The sequence below is a fragment of the Pseudomonas sp. RL_105y_Pfl2_101 genome, assembly GCF_963970585.1.
In the GTDB taxonomy this organism is placed as follows: domain Bacteria; phylum Pseudomonadota; class Gammaproteobacteria; order Pseudomonadales; family Pseudomonadaceae; genus Aquipseudomonas.
Genome location: NZ_CAXAPG010000001.1, coordinates 574,749 through 590,404 on the forward strand (window position 1 = coordinate 574,749; position 15,656 = coordinate 590,404).

The following is a 15,656-nucleotide window of genomic DNA, read 5'->3' on the forward strand; positions in this document are numbered from 1 at the left end:
AATGAAAAAAAACCGCAGTCAGCTGACGGCGGCATCGGTTTTCATACGAATGACATTGGCGGCGCTTGCAGATCCATCGCACCAGAACGACAACTCGGCATACTTTTCAAACAGATCCGGCGGCAACAAGGTCCGCCGGGCTTGCGGCGCGACCTTCGGCTTGACCTTGTGCAGGCCGGCAACGCCCAGGGCCTGGTCAAAGGCCGGTGCGTCGTAGGTCAAGTGATTGAAATCGTGTTCGAACCAGGGTTCGCCGATGAATTCGTACACCAGGCGCATCACCCGCTCCGGGGCCTGGCTCAACAAATCGTAATCAACGATCAGCAGCGACTCGGCGTTCTCACCGTAGTAGGCCTCTTTGAGCGCGGTCCAGGCGAAACCCACCAGGCGGTTGCGCTGAGCCAGGGTCTCGCAGCGGCTGTAGACGGTGTTGCGCTCGTCATCGTCATTGAACAGCTTGGTGTTTTCAAAGGGGTTGGCGCGGTAGAGCCGCTCCAGGCTATCGAGGATCCAGGCAACGTTACGCACACAGGCGATGGTCTTGGCCTGGGGAAACAGGTCCTGCAGGGCGGGCAAGCGGGCACACCACTGGCGATTTGTATCGAAGATGACCGGCTTATCGGATTTGTCGGCGTAGTAGGAGTCGAACAGACCGCGCAGCAGGCGGCGGCGCAGGTCGGTGTCGATCACCGAACCGAACTCGCTGCCGGCGCTGCATTGCTGCAAGACGCTGCTGAACAGCGTGCCAACAGGACTGGTCATGCCGGCATGAAAGCGCGGGTTCTGCAACAAAATGGCAGAAAGCAGGGTCGAGCCTGAGCGCGGTAAACCGGAGATAAAGTGAAACTGCGACAATCCCTTCACCTGTTTGTAGTCCCTTTGTATCGCCAAGCGTAGCCGAGGAAATAATCGCCGACTAGTAGTACTTTGATATCAAATTCACCTTGAACCGTAAAAAAGATGGACGGTACAGGCCAATGGCATGCGTGAATCGATTAAGCGCACTGGAAATATTTTCACCCTTCCTTCACCCGGCAAAATGAAACAACCGCGTCTACGCTCAGCCGTGCATGACCGGGCCAGGAAGTGAAGCCTCTCTCCCAGAATCCTGCCGGCATCGCCAGACCAATAACCTGAGGGATGAGGAATCTATGGAAGTATTCATCGGCACTATCCAATCATTCGCCTTTAACTTTGCGCCCAGGGATTGGGCCCTATGCAACGGGCAGACACTTTCCCTTTCCCAATACCAGACCCTGTTCGCCCTGATCGGCGTAACGTACGGCGGCAACGGCCAGACCACCTTCTTGCTACCCAACCTTCAAGGTCGCCTACCCTTGGGCCAAGGTAATGGCCCGGGCCTGACCCCGCGCGTCATCGGTGAAATCTCCGGCACCGAAAACGTCAGCGCCACGATCAATAACCTGCCCAACCACACCCACACGCTCACGGGCATCACTGCCTCGACCACCCTGCAGTTGGCCAACCCGGCCAGCAACCCGGTGACCACCCCTACGGGCACCAACTCGTTCATCGGCACTTCGGGCACCGGGCCGGGCGCAGCGGCGATCTATTCCGACCAGATAGGCGCTTCGCCAGTGCCGCTGCAAGGCGTGACCACCGCGGTCAGCGGCTCGGTGTCCGCCACGGGCAACAGCATGCCCATGGCGGTCATGAACCCCTTCCTGGCCATCAATTTCAGCATCGCCCTTCAAGGCTACTTCCCGTCCCGTAACTGATGAACCGCCGGAGGGCTGCGGTCCTCCGGCCTTTTGGAGTGTCGACATGCTGCAACAGGTTCATAGCCGCCATTTCCAACCGCTGCTGGGCCAGACCGGCAGCCTGATCCTGCCCGACGGCAGTTGCCTGCCGGTGCGCTTCGAAACCCTCGAAGAAACACCTCGGGCGAAGATGCCAAACACCGAGCGCATGCCCTTCAGCGTCGAGTTCAACAGCCTGGAAAGTACGGCGTTCGTCGACGGGCTCTGTGGGTTGGAAGTGCCGGAACTGGGCAAGATCGAAGGGGTGTTCGTGTCACGCATACCGCCCATGGGACGGGATCCAGCGCTGGGATATTTTTACATCGCGTTTAACTGACTGGACTCATTTCAAACTGTGGGAGCTTGCTCCCGCTGGATCTGTAGGAGCTGACGAGCGAAGCGAGGCTGCGATCTTTTCACTGCCAATTGAGTCTGGAGCGAAAGATCAAAAGATCGCAGGCTGCGCCAGCACCTACAGAGCCGAGCGGGAGCAAGCTCCCTCGCCACGGGTTACGGATGGATGGAAGCTCGCACAGGACTACAGGGGACGCTCAGTCCCCTTTCGGATACCAGACCAACCGCTCCGCTGCCGGGTTGCGCTCTTGCACTTCGAAACCCAGGGCCAGGTAGTGCCGGCGGGCGTGGGGGTTGCTGCTCCAGACCACGGTCGCCACCGGGCAACGGATCTGCTGCGCGGCTTTCTGCACCCCTTGCAACACCGCCCGGCCATACCCCTGCCCACGCGCCTGGGGGATGAAGGCCAGGTACAGCACGCGAATTTCATTGGGGCCGAAATCCGTGCTCAAGGCGCCGATGGCGGTGCCGAGTTTTTCCACGACGTAATGCATAGCGTTGGGGAAATTTTCGCCCAACCCCTGCTCCTGCACCTGGAACTGCTGGGCAATCACCTGCTGCACCTGTTCATGCTCGCCATCGATCCATTGCAGGTCCGGTCGCGCCGCCTGGTACAGGCCCTGCAAGAACGGCCCATCACTGACCCGCGATGGACGCACCACCAATCCCTCTGCTGCCACTGAATCCATGCTCGCCCCTTAGAACCCGCTTTCCCTGACACCCAACGCCGCCAACCGGCGCCAGGCCGCTCCCAACACCGACTCGCCCTTGCCCTGCAACACCGCCACACCACGCAGCGGTTGCACCGGGGCCGACGTGTCGTCCACCGCACTCAGGCGCACGCCGTATTGCGCCTGCACCGGCTCGGCCCGTTGCTGCGAGTCGCGGCGCACCGCAATCGGCCCGTGATGGTCAGACGTCAACGCTTGCTGTTCGACCCAGGCCACGCCATTGGTATCGATTTCATTCAGTTGCACAGCAATGGAGGTGTGCATCGGATCGTCAGCAATGAACCGCCCCGTAGCGCCCGGCGCGACCCGCCAAAGCTCGGCTTCGGTCAGGTAGCCGCGCAACCGCGAATCGGTCTGCACCACCCGCGCCAGCGCCTGCGTCGGTGACAGCCAGCGCCCTACCGCCAGCTGCGGCATCAAATCGCGCACCTGACCGGCATGGGGTGCGCGCAACAACAGCCGTTCGCGCTGGGCGACCAGGCCGCGGTACTCGGCCACCGCTTCGGCCAGTTGCTGCTCGATGATGCCAGCATCGGCAGCGGTTTCGCTGCGCCCGGCCTGACGGCGCATCTGCAACTGCTGGATCTGGATTTCCCGACGCACGATGGCCAGGCGCGACGCCATGTCCGGCGACGCCAGCTCAATCAACACATCGCCCTGGGCCACGGTCTGGCCATCGTGCACATTCACCTGCTTGACCCGCGCCGCCACCGGCGCATGCAAGGCACTGGCGCGCCCGGCCTCGAGCATGGCCGGCACTTCCACCGCGCTGCGCCAAGGCAGCAACAGCACCAACAGCACCGCCAGCACGACCAGGCCGCTCAGGAACACCCGAGCACCATGGGCTTGCTCACGACGACTCCACCATTGCCGCCATTCATTCACGATGGGCATAAAAATGAACCACGCCAATTCCACCATCATCAGAAAAATGCCCAGCACCTTGAAGAACAGGTGATAGACCGCCAGGGCAATCCCGAAAAACAACAGCGCCCGCCACAGCCAGGAGCCATAGCCCCACACCAGCAAACGACGACGCATCTTCGGCGACCAGGGTTCCGGTGCAGCCGCGCCATAACCGAACAAGGCTTCGCGCAGGCGCCAGCGGCACAGGGCGAACGCACGGCCCTGAAGGTTATCCACCGCCCAGAAATCACTGAGCAGGAAATATCCATCGAAGCGCATGAAGGGGTTCAGGTTGATGATCAACGTGGTGATCCAGGTGGCGCTGGCGAGCATGAACGCCGCGGTGCGCGCCGGCCCGTCGGGCAGCAGCGACCAGGCCAGCAGCGCGATGCACGCCAGTAGCAGTTCGGCCAGGACCCCGCCGGCACCGATCAGCAACCGCGCGCGGCGATCATTGATCCGCCAGGCGTCGCTGACGTCGGTGTAGAACATTGGCAACAGCACCATGAACGCCACGCCCATGCTTTGCACACGACAGCCCGCGCGCTTGGCCATGAAGGCATGGCCAAATTCGTGGCACAGCTTGGCGAAGAGCAACGCCACCCCGAACGCCAACGCACCACCCAGGCTGAACAAATGCGGGAACGTGGCGATAAAACGCTGCCAGTCCCGCGACACCAGGAAGATGCCGACGCCCAGGGTCAGCGGCAGGCCATAGCGCAGGATCCCGGGGCCAAACCGCGCCAACCAGGGCCAGGCACGATTGAGAAAAGCGTCCGGTCGCCACAGCGGAATGCGAAAAAACAGGTATTGATGCAGCAAGATCTGCCATAGGCTCTGGCGCTGCGCGGCGGTCTTGAAGAGGTAGCTGTCGCGCTGTTGCGGGTCCATCGCGCTGATCAGATCATGGCCGCGCAAGAAGCCCAGCAACTGCTCCAGCGATTCACCATTGAGTGGCAGGCCCGGCTCGCGGTTCGCGGCCTGCAGCACCTGCTGCGGATCACCCAGGGACCAGTGCCGCAACATGCGCATCGCCGCCGCGCCAAGCTTGAAATAGCGCCCACGCACCGGATCGGCCAAGGTCCACTGCGGCGAACCGTCCGGGTCCGGCGCCGCCGGGGACAGTTGCAGGTCCGGCCGCAGGCTCGGCAGCGCCATACTACAGGCCTACGCTCTGGCGCAAGCCGGCCAGTGGCCGACGCAACAGGTACAACGCCAGCGGCGCGCGGTCGCCGAAGACCTTCGCCGTGCCCCGCAGGCCGATACGCGGCGCTTGAGCATCGAAACGCGCATCCAACCGATACGCCAGTTGCCCGGCGGCGGTAGGCTGCGCTTCATAGGCCGAGCGCTCGAGCCAGGCCAGGTGTCGCTGCAACGGGTCGCTGTCGAGAAACAACGCCACTTGCGCACCGGGCTCCAGGGCAATCGCGTCGCCCACCGCCAACTCAATACGCAACTCGGCCTGGTTCGGATCGGCGATTTCCATCAGCCGCTCGCCGGTTTGCACGGGCTTGCCAAGCCAGCGCTCAGCATCGGCGAACACCGCGATGCCGTCCCGCTCGGCACGTACTTCGCTGCGCTTGAGCAGCTCAAGCGCGTAGTTGTGCTCGGCGCGTTTCTGTTCGACGCGGGCGGCCAGCAAGTCAATCTTCGAACTCGACTCCGCATCGGCAAACGAGCGCTGAGAGTTGGCCTTGAGTTCCGCCTCGGCCACGCCCAGCGCACGTTCGGCCACATCGGCCTGGGCCTTGAGGCTGGTGCTTTCGAAACGCAGCAGCAGGTCGCCGTTCTTGACGGTCTGGTTGGGCTTGACCAGGAACTCGGCGATCACGCCATCCAACGGCGCCGCCACCACCTGTCCGCCCAGCGGCACCACTTCGGCCGGGGCCAACACCGACTGGCGCACAGGGATTAGCAAGCCCAGCAGCAACACCGCCACCAGGGCGACCTGGCGCTTGCGCGTCCAGCGCAGGCGCCACGGCTTGCGCGGTTGCAGCGCCAGCCACGCATGGCTGTAGGTGTCGCCCAGCTGCGACAGCAGCACTTGTTCGGGAGGAGTCCAAGGCAGGTCGCGAGCTAGCCACAAACCGCCGAACACCTGGCCCTGATGATCGATCAACGGCAGCCAGAACACTTGTCCGGCCGACAGGCTGTGCCAGTCTGCCCGGACGGATTCGCTCACCCCATCGGCGGCAATCACTCGGGCCTGATTCAACAGGCCCTGTTTGAACAATTGCGCCACAGCCTGCTCGACAAACGCCACGAACGGCGCATTCGGCTCCACGGTGCTGACGCCGGTCACGGCCTGGACCTTGCCGGCAATCAATAACGCAACGTGGCGAAACCCGAACAGGGCCTGGCCGTCGTTGACGAGGCTGTAGCTCAATTGTGCCGGTGTCCGCGCTGCCCGTGTCTGGCGCTCAAGGTCGAGGAAGCGGGCAAACACCTGCTCGGCGCTGCCTGAAATCGGCGCGTTCACTTGAGCTCCGCGAAACGCGCCGTGCCGCTCATGCCCGACAGCAAGCCGCTGGCATCCGGCACGTTCGCCACCAGCAGCAGGGTCTGGCTACCCTCGTCGATACGCGCGCCCAGGCGCTTGACCGTCGCTTGCAACGGCTTGCCGGTTTCATCGGGGACAAAGGTGAAGGGCTGGCCGGGCTTGAGCCTGTCCATCCAGCGGGAAGGCACCAGCAGGTGAATCTCCAGGGTGCGGTTGTCGACCACGTCCAGCAACGGCGCACCGGCCGCGACGCTTTCATAACGCTGGACCTTGCGCGCCACCACTTGCCCGTCGAACGGGGCGATCACGCTGCAGCGCTTGACCTGGACCTGATACACCTGGGACTGCGCCTGGGCCTCGCTGAGCCGGGCTTCGGCCCGCGACACCTCGAAACGCCCAACGGATTTCAACGCCGCCAACTGCCGGTTATGCGCCAGCTCTTCACCCGCACCACGGCTGGCGGCCTGGGCCGCATTGAGCTGGGCCTGATAGGCCGAGCAATCGAAACGCGCCAGGGTGTCGCCCTTCTTGAACGACTCGCCCTCACTGAACGGCAACTCGACAATCCGCCCGGCCAACTCGCTGGCCAGCACCGCCTGATCCCGCGCTCGAAGCACCCCTCGCGCCTCATTGCCAGGCGCACTGGCCGACACGTTGCTCTCAAGCAACGGATCGTCGAAAGCCGGCGTTTGCGCCTGGACCCCGCACGTTACAAAGGCCAATCCCACAACCCAACTACTCAAACGTCGCATGACCGTTACTCCCTGACGGATGGGCGGAGTCTACGACAGCGGTGGGGGGCGTCAAGGGAGTAGCGGTGAAGAGAGGGAAATCTCTGTGGCAACGGTAGTGTTGACCTCGTGATTTCTTCAACTTAGGAGTCGCTCACTGCTCAACCCCGTACGCAGAGATTAAATTCTCTGGCCGTTGGGGTGAAAACACCGGCTTCGGCCGGTTTTTTCGTTTCTGGGGATTGAGAACAGCCATTAGCGAGAGTGTCAGATTTTTTGTGTGCGAGCCGGTAATGGCCTGCCGTCAGGCAGGCCTTTATTTTCACCAGGTCGGCCTGATAAATCGATCTCCGTACAAAACCGCGAACTGATTCATGGCGTTCTTCCAGTCATGGGCCGGATTACCCGCCGCGCCGCCAGACAGTTGGGTCCAGTCGACCTTGATATCGATGCCCTCTTGCTTGCCGTGTTTCTCGATCAATTGCTGGTCGCGGACCACGTTCAGCAACAGGTAGACGATGCCGAACTGCTCGGCGATCCGAATCTCGCCCTCGGCGTGGGCGCTGGCCGGCGCGACCAGGCGGCTGACGAGCAAACTGAAGCCGAGGCCGACGGCGGCGGCCAGCGGTGCAAAAGCAATGCGTTTGGACATGATGAGCCTCCGGGCTCTTTGCGCGCTGCGCAGCCGATCAGAAAGGGGCGTCGCCCTGGATGGTGGTGCGATACAGCTTGCGGCGCAGATGGCTCGGGCAACCGGTGGCCAAGTGGATCAGCGAGCGGTTGTCCCAGAACACTAGGTCATGGGGCTGCCATTGATGGCGATAGATGTTCTGGGGCCGCACGCTGTGGGCATATAGCTCGGCCAGGATGGCTTTGCTTTCATCCTCCGGCAGGCCGACGATGCGGGTGGTGAAGCCTTCGCTGACGAACAACGCCTTGCGCCCGGTTTCCGGATGCGTGCGCACGATCGGATGCACGACTTCGGCCACCTGGGCCAGTTGCTCAGGCGTCAACGTCGGGCGCCAGTTACCTTCGAATTTGTTTTCGCTGTAGCGCGCGGTGTAGGAATGCGCCGCCGAACGGCCCTCGACCGCTTGACGCAACGTTTCGGGCAGAGCGTCCCAGGCCTTGTGCATGTCGGCGAACAACGTGTCACCGCCTTCACTCGGCAACTCCTGGGCGTGAAGCATCGAGCCGAGGCTGGGCAGTTCTTTATAGGAAAGGTCCGAATGCCAGAACTTGCCGGCATCCCCCAGGCCGATGGATTGGCCGTTTTCGATGATGTTGGAGACGATGAGGATTTCCGGATGCCCGGCCAGCAGGAACTGCTTGAGCACATGGATCTGCAGCACGCCAAAGCGGCGACTGAAGGCGATCTGTTGTTCGGGAGTGATGCGTTGGTCGCGGAACACCACGACGTGATAGTCCAGGTGGGCGCGGTGGATTCGGGTGAAATCCTGGTCGTTGATGGGGCGGGACAGGTCCAGCCCGACGATCTCGACGCCTACGGCATCGCGGAACGGGAGAATTTCGAACGATTGCGGCGCGCTGTTCGCGGCATTTGAATCTGGAGAAAAAGAGACGGCTGGCATACATCACTCCCACGCACGGCGCGCTTCAATGGGCGCGCAGTCGATCAAAACTCACGGCGTAACCGTGTTGGTTTGTGTCGTGCGGCGCGCCGATTGGTCGGCAGGTACGCAGGGGGATGACTTTAAAGGCATAAGAACAGCAATTTAAATACCGTTAGCGAATAACCATATGGCTTTTGGCTAGAGTTGCAAAACCAAATGTGCTCGCGAATGCGTCGGGGCAGCTACATATACATTGACTGACAAACCGCCTTCGCGAGGGAGCTTGCTCCCGCTGGGGCGCGCAGCGGCCCCAAAAAAGCGATGAGCGGTGCGCACTCAAGCGGGAGCAAGCTCCCTCGCCCCGCCACAAAAGCCTCAAGTCCTCAAACCCTCAAACCCTCAAACCCTCAAGCCACAAATCGGCAGTTTGGGGAGTCAGCTCTGAGGTGCTACCGCTCGTGCAGCGCCTCGGACCGGGCCCTGATGATTGGCTTGAGCAGGTAACTGAGCACGGTTTTCTTGCCGGTGATGATGTCCACCGACGCCACCATGCCCGGAATAATCAGCAGCGGCTTGTCATCGGTGCCCAGGTGGCTACGTTCGGTGCGCAGCTTGATGACGTAGTAGGTGGTTTTCTTGTCTTCATCGGTGATGGTGTCGGCGCCGATCTGTTCCAGCTTGGCTTTCATACCGCCGTAGATGGTGTAGTCGTACGCGGTGAATTTCACCGTGGCGTCCTGGCCGGGGTGCAGGAAGGCGATGTCCTGGGGACGGATTTTCGCTTCCACCAGAATGGTGTCGTCCAGCGGCACGACTTCCACCAGGTCACTGCCGGGCTGGATCACGCCGCCGATGGTGTTCACCAACAACTTGTTGACGATGCCGCGCACGGGCGACGTCACCAGGGTGCGGCTCACCCGGTCTTCCAGGGCTTTGCCGGTGGCCTGGGCCTTGTTCAGGTCGGTGCGAGCTTCGTTGAGCTGAGTCAGCGCTTCGCTGCGGAACTTGCCGCGAGTCTCGTCGATCTTGCGCTGCACTTCCTTGATCGCCGACTCGGCACGAGGGATCGCCAGCGTCGTGGCGTCCAGTTGCCCACGGGTCTCGACCTCGGCGCGCTTGAGCCGCAGCACTTCCACCGGCGACACCGCCCCCTGGGCCACCAGCGGCTCGGACATGTTGATTTCCTGGCGTTGCAGCGCCAGGCCGGCGCGGTACTGCGCCTGCTTGGACACGAATTCGCGCAGTTCCTGCTGGCGCTGGATCAACTGCTCCTGCAAACCGCCGATTTCATCATGCAACTGCTGCCGGCGGCTGATGTACAGCGACTCCTCGCTGGCAGCCTGGCGCGGCACCGCCTTGAGCACATCGGCCGGAAAATTCAGCGGCCGGTCATCGACCTCGGCACTCAGGCGCTCGACCCGCAACAACATGGACAGGCGATCCGCCTCGGTTTCACCGACGTTGGAGACAAACCGGGTGTCGTCCAGGCGAATCAACGGGGCGCCGGCGTCGACGATCTGCCCTTCCTTGACGAACAGTTCAGCGACGATGCCGCCTTCCAGGTTCTGGATTTTCTGGATCTTGGACGAGGGAATCGCCTTGCCGTCACCCTTGGTCACTTCGTCGATCACGGCGAAGTTGGCCCACAACATCAGGAATATAAAGAAGCCGATGATGCTCCAGATCGTCAAGCGCACCACCCGGGGTGCGTCCTCGATCAGCGCCTTGTTGACCTCGGGCAGCGGTTGGCCGTGCAGCGAGTCGGAACCTTTGAAATAGCGACCCACAGCGCCCTTTAAACCGGTTTTAAGCAACACTGATCTGCCCCTTCTTCAACGCTTCCATGACGGCCGCTTTCGGGCCATCGGCGAGGATCTGTCCACGGTCGATCACCAGCAGGCGATCCACCAGCGACAGCAGGGATGCCCGGTGCGTCACCAACAGCACCGTCTTGTTTTCCACCACGGCGGCCAGGCGCTGTTTCAAGCGTTCTTCACCGGTGTTGTCCATGGCGCTGGTGGGTTCGTCCAGCAACAGGATGGGCGGGTTGAGCAGCAATGCGCGGGCCAGGGCGACGTTCTGGCGCTGACCACCGGACAGGTTCTGCCCGCGCTCACCGACTTGCAGTTCATAGCCTTGCGGGTGCAGGCGGGCAAACTCATGCACCCCCGCCAGCTCAGCGGCCTGGAGCACCAGCTCATCTTCGACGTACCGGGCGCCGGAGGTCAGGTTGTCCCGCAGCGTACCGGCCAGCAGCTGGATGTCCTGGGGCACGTAGCCAATGTTGTAGCGCAGCTCGCTGACATCGACCTGGCGGATGTCCATGCCGTCCACCAGCAAGGCACCGTCATCGGGTTGGTAAAGGCCCACCAGCAACTTGGCCAGGGAGCTCTTGCCCGAACCGCTGCGGCCGATGATGCCGACTTTCTCGCCCGGCTTGATTACCAGGTTGATGTTCTTCAGCGCGGCGTGCTGCTGGTTCGGGTAGGTGAAATTCAACTGGCGGCATTCAATGGCGCCCTGCAGGACCTTGCGACTCAACGGGCGCTCGTCGAAATTGCGCTCCTGGGGCAGCTCCATCATCTGGTCGACCGAGGTCATGGTCACCCGCGCCTGCTGGTAACGAGTCAGCAGGCCCGACAGCGAAGCCAATGGGCTAAGGGCACGACCGCTGAGCATGTAGCAGGCGATCAGCCCACCCATGCTCAAGTCACCAGCGATGATCTGGTACACGCCGAAGACGATCATGATCACCCCGGCCAATTGCTGAATCAGCAAAGTGATGTTCATCGCCAGGCCGGACAGCATCTTCACCCGCAGTTCGAGACGGCTGAGGGTGCCGATGGTCTGTTCCCACTGGTACTGGCGCTCGCTTTCGGCGTTGTTGACCTTCACGGCGTCCAGGCCGGCCAGGGTTTCGATCAGGCTGGACTGACGCTCGGCGCCCAAGGCCATGGTTCGCTCCATGGTCGCCACCAAGGGTTTTTGCAACGCGTAGCCGATCAGCAGGGCAATAGGGAACGCCAACACCGGAATCCACACCAGGTGCCCACCGAGGATCGCGATGACCGTAAAGATCAGCAGGGTAAATGGCAGATCGATCAGGCTGGTGAGGGTCAGCGAGGCGAGGAAGTCCCGCAGGCTCTGGAATTCATGGATGTTCTGGGCAAAGCTGCCGACCCGCGCCGGGCGGTATTTCATGGCCATGCCGACGATACGCTCGAACAGCGTCGCCGAAATGATCAGGTCGGTTTTCTTGCCGGCCAGGTCCAGGCACAGGCTGCGCAACATCTTGAGGATCAGGTCGAATACATAGGCACCGGTGATCCCAACGGCCAGCACCCACAGTGTCGCTTCAGCCTGGTTCGGCACTACGCGGTCGTAGACGTTCATCACGAACAACGGCGCGGCCATGGCAATGATGTTGATCAACAGGCTCGCCGCGATAGCGTCGGCATACAGCCAGCGGGACCGTTTGAGGGTGTCGCGAAACCACGAACGCGCCCGAGGGATTAGCGTGCCGTGGTTCACGTCAAATTTATGCTGCGGTTGGGCGAAGAAGACCTTGCCACTGTAGTCATCGGACAGCAGCTCGCGGTTGACCGTGACTTCACCGCCGTCACTTTCGCTGAGCAGCAACCGAGCCTGGTCGTCGCCGACCCAGCCCAGCAGCACGGCGCTGCGACCATCCTTGAGCAGCAACAGCGCCGGCATGGCGATGGCCGGGATTTGCTCAAGCTTGCGTTGCAGCACCCGGCCTTGCAAACCGGCCCGGGCCGCCGCGCGCGACAATAATTCGACGCTCAGCCGTTGCTTGGGCAGTGGCAGGCCGGTGGTGAGCATCGCCGCGCTGGCCGGCTTCTGATGCAGCATGCAGAGTGCCAGCAAACCGTCCAGCAGCGGGTCGTCGTGCAGCGTGCGCGGGTCATGAACTAGTTCGACTGGACTGACTTCTGATTCCACGCTCGGCACTCTGACTGATTAAAACGGGTGGTAGGACTCAATTCATCCCAGGCAACTGAACCCTGGGCTTCACGTCGTTCTGCACAACCGATGCCAACGGCGCGACAACACCCTGGCTTTTCAACAACTGCCCCATGGTTGCCTTGATCCGGTACTGGGTAAACAGCTGCACATTCTTGATTTCCGCCAGGCGACGGGAAGCGCTGAACAGCTCGTTTTCGCTGTCGAGCAAGTCGAGCAGGGTACGCTCGCCGAGGCTAAACTGCTTCTGGTAGGCAGTGCGCACGCTGGTACTGTGATCGACATATTGCTGGGCGATCGGCACTTGGGCGTTGGCGTTGTTCAAGGCATTCCAGGCCAGGCCCAGCTCTTCATTGAGCTGGCGCAGGGCGTTGTTGCGGATGTCCAAGGCCTGGTTGGACAGGTACGACTTGGATTCCAGGTCCGCCTTGTTGCTGCCGCCGGCATACAGGTTGAAACGCATGCGCAGCATGGCTTGCCATTCATTATTGTGCCCGTTCTGGCCGTCCAGGTCATTGTCGGCGGTGCGGCCCAACTCGGCGTCAAAGCGTGGGTAGAAGCTCGACTTGGCGGCTTCGTACTGTTGCTCGGCAGCGGCAATGTCAGCTTCGGCCGAACGCAGCACCGGGCTGTTGTCCAGCATCTGGGCGCGGGCTTCGGTCAGATTGGCCGGCAGCAACGCCAGAAAATCGGCAGGACGCTCCAGTTGATCGGGCAGTTGGCCGACGGCGCTGAGGTAGTTGGTCTCGGCATCGGCCAGGTTGGTTTGTTCGGTGATCAGGTTGTTGCGGGCCTGGGCCATGCGCGCTTCGGCCTGGTCCAGGTCGGCACCGCTGCCCACGCCGCGGGAAGTGCGCAGTTTGATCTGGTCGAAGATGCGCTCGTGGCTCTTGAGGTTTGCCTCGGCCAGGCGCACGAATTCGCGACGGGTCAGCACGTCCAGGTAGACCTGGGCCACCGTCAACCCGGTGCGCTCGGACGCGTCCAGCAACGAGTAGGCACGAGCATTCACGGTGGCTTGTTGACGCCCCACTTCGCTGGACGTCGCAAAACCGTCAAAGACCATTTGCGTCAAGCGCAGGCTCGACTCGCTGCGGTTCAGGGTCTCCCAATGATTAGTCCCACCCGAACGGGTGGTGACGCTGTCGGTGCCTTCACGACCATATCCGGCTGCCAGGTCCACCCTGGGCAGATAGCCGCCCTTGGCCGCCTTGAGCTGGTAATCCGCCGCGAGGCGACTGTTCACGCCGGCCTGGATCTCAGGATGGACATCCAGCGCCTGTTGCATGGCCTGCGGCAAGGTTTGTGCTTGTACGAAACTGGCGGCGAGGGCGAAGGGTAAAGCCATGAACAGAGGCGAACGCATGGTGGATTTCTTCCTGAAACACTTGTCTTGGATCACAGCGAAACGTGGCGCTGCATCGGATGATGGCAACCGGAATGACCGTATATCGGAAAGTTCAAAGCAGGAGCTGGAACATGCACCGGAAGAACAGGTCGCCGCTTAAATATCAATGTGACATTGCGGCAGCGATTGTTTAGGATGGCCAGCATAAGGTCAATAGTTTGGCACAAACAAAAACCTGAAAAAAAATTGCCAAAATATTGACACGCAAAAGCGTCAAATAATCTTATTCTGTGAACATGAACGTCCAGACCCCTGCTGCCTACAAGCTGGCGGGTACATGGAAGTCTACTGAGCGTTGCACCGGGAGAGTCTTCAATGAGCAGTGTTATTGCCATCGTCAAAAGCATTGTTGGTCAGGTTTTCGTCGTATCCCCAGAAGGTATCCGACGCGTACTCATTGAAGGTGATCGCCTGTACACCGGCGATCAGTTGGACACTGGCCCTTCTGGCGCCGTCACATTGGACCTGGCCGATGGCCGTACCCTGGACCTGGGCCGCGACACCCAGTGGAGCGCCAATGCCCCAGACTCGTCTACCGATCTTCAACAGGCCGCAGCGCAGGCCGCGCCGTCGGTAGAAGAGCTGCAACAAGCCATCGCCGCGGGCGTCGATCCGACGACCGCCCTGGAAGCCACCGCCGCTGGCGCCACTGCCGCAGGTACGGGTGGAGCTGCCGGTGGCGGGCACAGTTTTGTGGTGCTGGATGCTACCGCTGGCAGCGTCGACCCTACCATCGGCTTTCCGACTGAAGGGTTGAGCACAGCCGCGATAACCGACACAGACATTACTGCTCTGGACACCGATACCACAGCCAACGCAGTGCTCGACGCGACGCTGACCTTGAGCGCCACCCCGACCCTGACCGAGGCCGGCGGTGTGCTGGTGTACACCGCCACTGTCACCCAGGCGCCCCGGACCGACCTGACCGTGACCCTGTCCAACGGCTCCGTGATCGTAATCACTGCCGGACAAACCACTGGCAGCGTCAACGTACCACTGGCGCCGAACGACACCGTCTATAACGACGCCAGCCAGATCAGCGTGACCGTCACCGGCACCACTGGCGGTAGCGGCATCGCCGTCACCCTGCCGACCACGCCGGCCGTGACTCAGATCACCGATACCATCGACACCACCACCGTCACCCTGACGGCGGGCAACACCGTGACCGAAGGCGGCCAGATCACCTACACCGCCACCCTGACTAACCCGGCCCAAACCCCGGTGACCGTGACCTTGAGCAACGGCTCGGTCATCACCATCGCCGCCGGCCAGAGCACTGGCACCGTGACCGTCGAGACGCCAGCCAATGACGTCTACAACAACGGCAGCACGGTCAGCACCACCATTACCGGTGCGACGGGTGGCAACTTTGAAAACCTGGTACCAAGCACCACGCCTGCGGTCACCACAATTACCGATTCGGTGGACACCACTGGCCTGAGCCTGACGGCCAGCGACACCATCACCGAAGGCGGTTCCATCGTTTACACCGCCACCCTGACCAACCCGGCCCAAACCCCGGTGACCGTGACCTTGAGCAACGGCTCGGTCATCACCATTGCCGCCGGTGCCACCACCGGCACCGTGACCGTCGAGACGCCAGCCAATGACGTCTACAACAACGGCAGCACGGTCAGCACCACCATTACCGGTGCGACGGGTGGCAACTTTGAAAACCTGGTACCAAGCACCACGCCTGCGGTCA

The 15,656-nt window shown here is 61.8% G+C and carries 13 protein-coding genes; 3 read left to right on the forward strand and 10 right to left on the reverse strand.

What is annotated here, in order from left to right:
- Positions 1-18: 18 nt before the first annotated feature.
- Positions 19-864 (reverse strand): sulfotransferase family protein, encoded by an 846-nt coding sequence (locus AACY31_RS02525; RefSeq protein ID WP_339481340.1) that lies wholly within the window; start codon positions 862-864, stop codon positions 19-21.
- A gap of 287 nt (positions 865-1,151) precedes the next feature.
- Here AACY31_RS02525 and AACY31_RS02530 point away from each other — a divergent pair, with 287 nt between their 5' ends.
- The gene (locus tag AACY31_RS02530; protein ID WP_339481339.1) at positions 1,152-1,739 is read left to right on the forward strand and encodes a phage tail protein; all 588 of its coding nucleotides are present in this window, start codon (positions 1,152-1,154) and stop codon (positions 1,737-1,739) included.
- A 46-nt stretch (positions 1,740-1,785) separates the two neighbouring features.
- Positions 1,786-2,097 carry a DUF6916 family protein gene (locus AACY31_RS02535; protein WP_339481338.1) on the forward strand — a complete coding sequence of 104 codons (312 nt, stop codon included), beginning with the start codon at positions 1,786-1,788 and terminating at the stop codon, positions 2,095-2,097.
- Between the two features lie 214 nt (positions 2,098-2,311).
- Here the strand turns inward: AACY31_RS02535 and AACY31_RS02540 are convergent, their stop codons facing one another.
- From AACY31_RS02540 to AACY31_RS02580, 9 genes are all read right to left on the reverse strand, one after another.
- On the reverse strand, positions 2,312-2,803 hold the full coding sequence (locus AACY31_RS02540; RefSeq protein WP_339481336.1) for a GNAT family N-acetyltransferase: 492 nt from the start codon (positions 2,801-2,803) through the stop codon (positions 2,312-2,314).
- A gap of 9 nt (positions 2,804-2,812) precedes the next feature.
- Positions 2,813-4,909, reverse strand: coding sequence for a biotin/lipoyl-binding protein (locus AACY31_RS02545; RefSeq protein ID WP_339481334.1), 2,097 nt, complete (start codon positions 4,907-4,909; stop codon positions 2,813-2,815).
- A gap of 1 nt (position 4,910) precedes the next feature.
- A complete protein-coding gene (locus tag AACY31_RS02550; RefSeq protein WP_339481332.1) occupies positions 4,911-6,230 on the reverse strand; it encodes an efflux RND transporter periplasmic adaptor subunit in 1,320 nt (439 codons plus the stop codon).
- A complete protein-coding gene (locus tag AACY31_RS02555) occupies positions 6,227-7,003 on the reverse strand; it encodes an efflux RND transporter periplasmic adaptor subunit (RefSeq protein WP_339481330.1) in 777 nt (258 codons plus the stop codon). The genes AACY31_RS02550 and AACY31_RS02555 overlap by 4 nt, the downstream gene beginning before the upstream one ends.
- 301 nt (positions 7,004-7,304) lie before the next feature.
- Positions 7,305-7,634, reverse strand: coding sequence for a hypothetical protein (locus tag AACY31_RS02560; RefSeq protein ID WP_445261519.1), 330 nt, complete (start codon positions 7,632-7,634; stop codon positions 7,305-7,307).
- A 37-nt stretch (positions 7,635-7,671) separates the two neighbouring features.
- Positions 7,672-8,574 carry a TauD/TfdA dioxygenase family protein gene (locus tag AACY31_RS02565; protein ID WP_339481328.1) on the reverse strand — a complete coding sequence of 301 codons (903 nt, stop codon included), beginning with the start codon at positions 8,572-8,574 and terminating at the stop codon, positions 7,672-7,674.
- A gap of 431 nt (positions 8,575-9,005) precedes the next feature.
- The gene (locus AACY31_RS02570) at positions 9,006-10,373 is read right to left on the reverse strand and encodes an HlyD family type I secretion periplasmic adaptor subunit (protein ID WP_339481326.1); all 1,368 of its coding nucleotides are present in this window, start codon (positions 10,371-10,373) and stop codon (positions 9,006-9,008) included.
- Positions 10,363-12,519: a type I secretion system permease/ATPase gene (locus tag AACY31_RS02575; protein ID WP_339481324.1), complete on the reverse strand. Its 2,157-nt coding sequence runs from the start codon at positions 12,517-12,519 to the stop codon at positions 10,363-10,365. The genes AACY31_RS02570 and AACY31_RS02575 overlap by 11 nt, the downstream gene beginning before the upstream one ends.
- Positions 12,520-12,556: 37 nt before the next feature.
- On the reverse strand, positions 12,557-13,906 hold the full coding sequence (locus tag AACY31_RS02580; RefSeq protein ID WP_339481322.1) for a TolC family outer membrane protein: 1,350 nt from the start codon (positions 13,904-13,906) through the stop codon (positions 12,557-12,559).
- A gap of 357 nt (positions 13,907-14,263) precedes the next feature.
- Between AACY31_RS02580 and AACY31_RS02585 the strand changes: the two genes are divergently transcribed.
- A partial coding sequence (locus AACY31_RS02585; protein ID WP_339503808.1) for a retention module-containing protein occupies positions 14,264-15,656 on the forward strand: 1,393 nt, incomplete at its 3' end.

Coding starts and splice junctions, on each gene's coding strand:
- AACY31_RS02555 (WP_339481330.1), bottom strand. CDS start 7,003: ATGCGACGTTTGAGTAGTTGGGTTGTGGGATTGGCCTTTGTAACGTGC.
- AACY31_RS02545 (WP_339481334.1), bottom strand. CDS start 4,909: ATGGCGCTGCCGAGCCTGCGGCCGGACCTGCAACTGTCCCCGGCGGCG.
- AACY31_RS02560 (WP_445261519.1), bottom strand. CDS start 7,634: ATGTCCAAACGCATTGCTTTTGCACCGCTGGCCGCCGCCGTCGGCCTC.
- AACY31_RS02530 (WP_339481339.1), top strand. CDS start 1,152: ATGGAAGTATTCATCGGCACTATCCAATCATTCGCCTTTAACTTTGCG.
- AACY31_RS02535 (WP_339481338.1), top strand. CDS start 1,786: ATGCTGCAACAGGTTCATAGCCGCCATTTCCAACCGCTGCTGGGCCAG.
- AACY31_RS02580 (WP_339481322.1), bottom strand. CDS start 13,906: ATGCGTTCGCCTCTGTTCATGGCTTTACCCTTCGCCCTCGCCGCCAGT.
- AACY31_RS02540 (WP_339481336.1), bottom strand. CDS start 2,803: ATGGATTCAGTGGCAGCAGAGGGATTGGTGGTGCGTCCATCGCGGGTC.
- AACY31_RS02565 (WP_339481328.1), bottom strand. CDS start 8,574: ATGCCAGCCGTCTCTTTTTCTCCAGATTCAAATGCCGCGAACAGCGCG.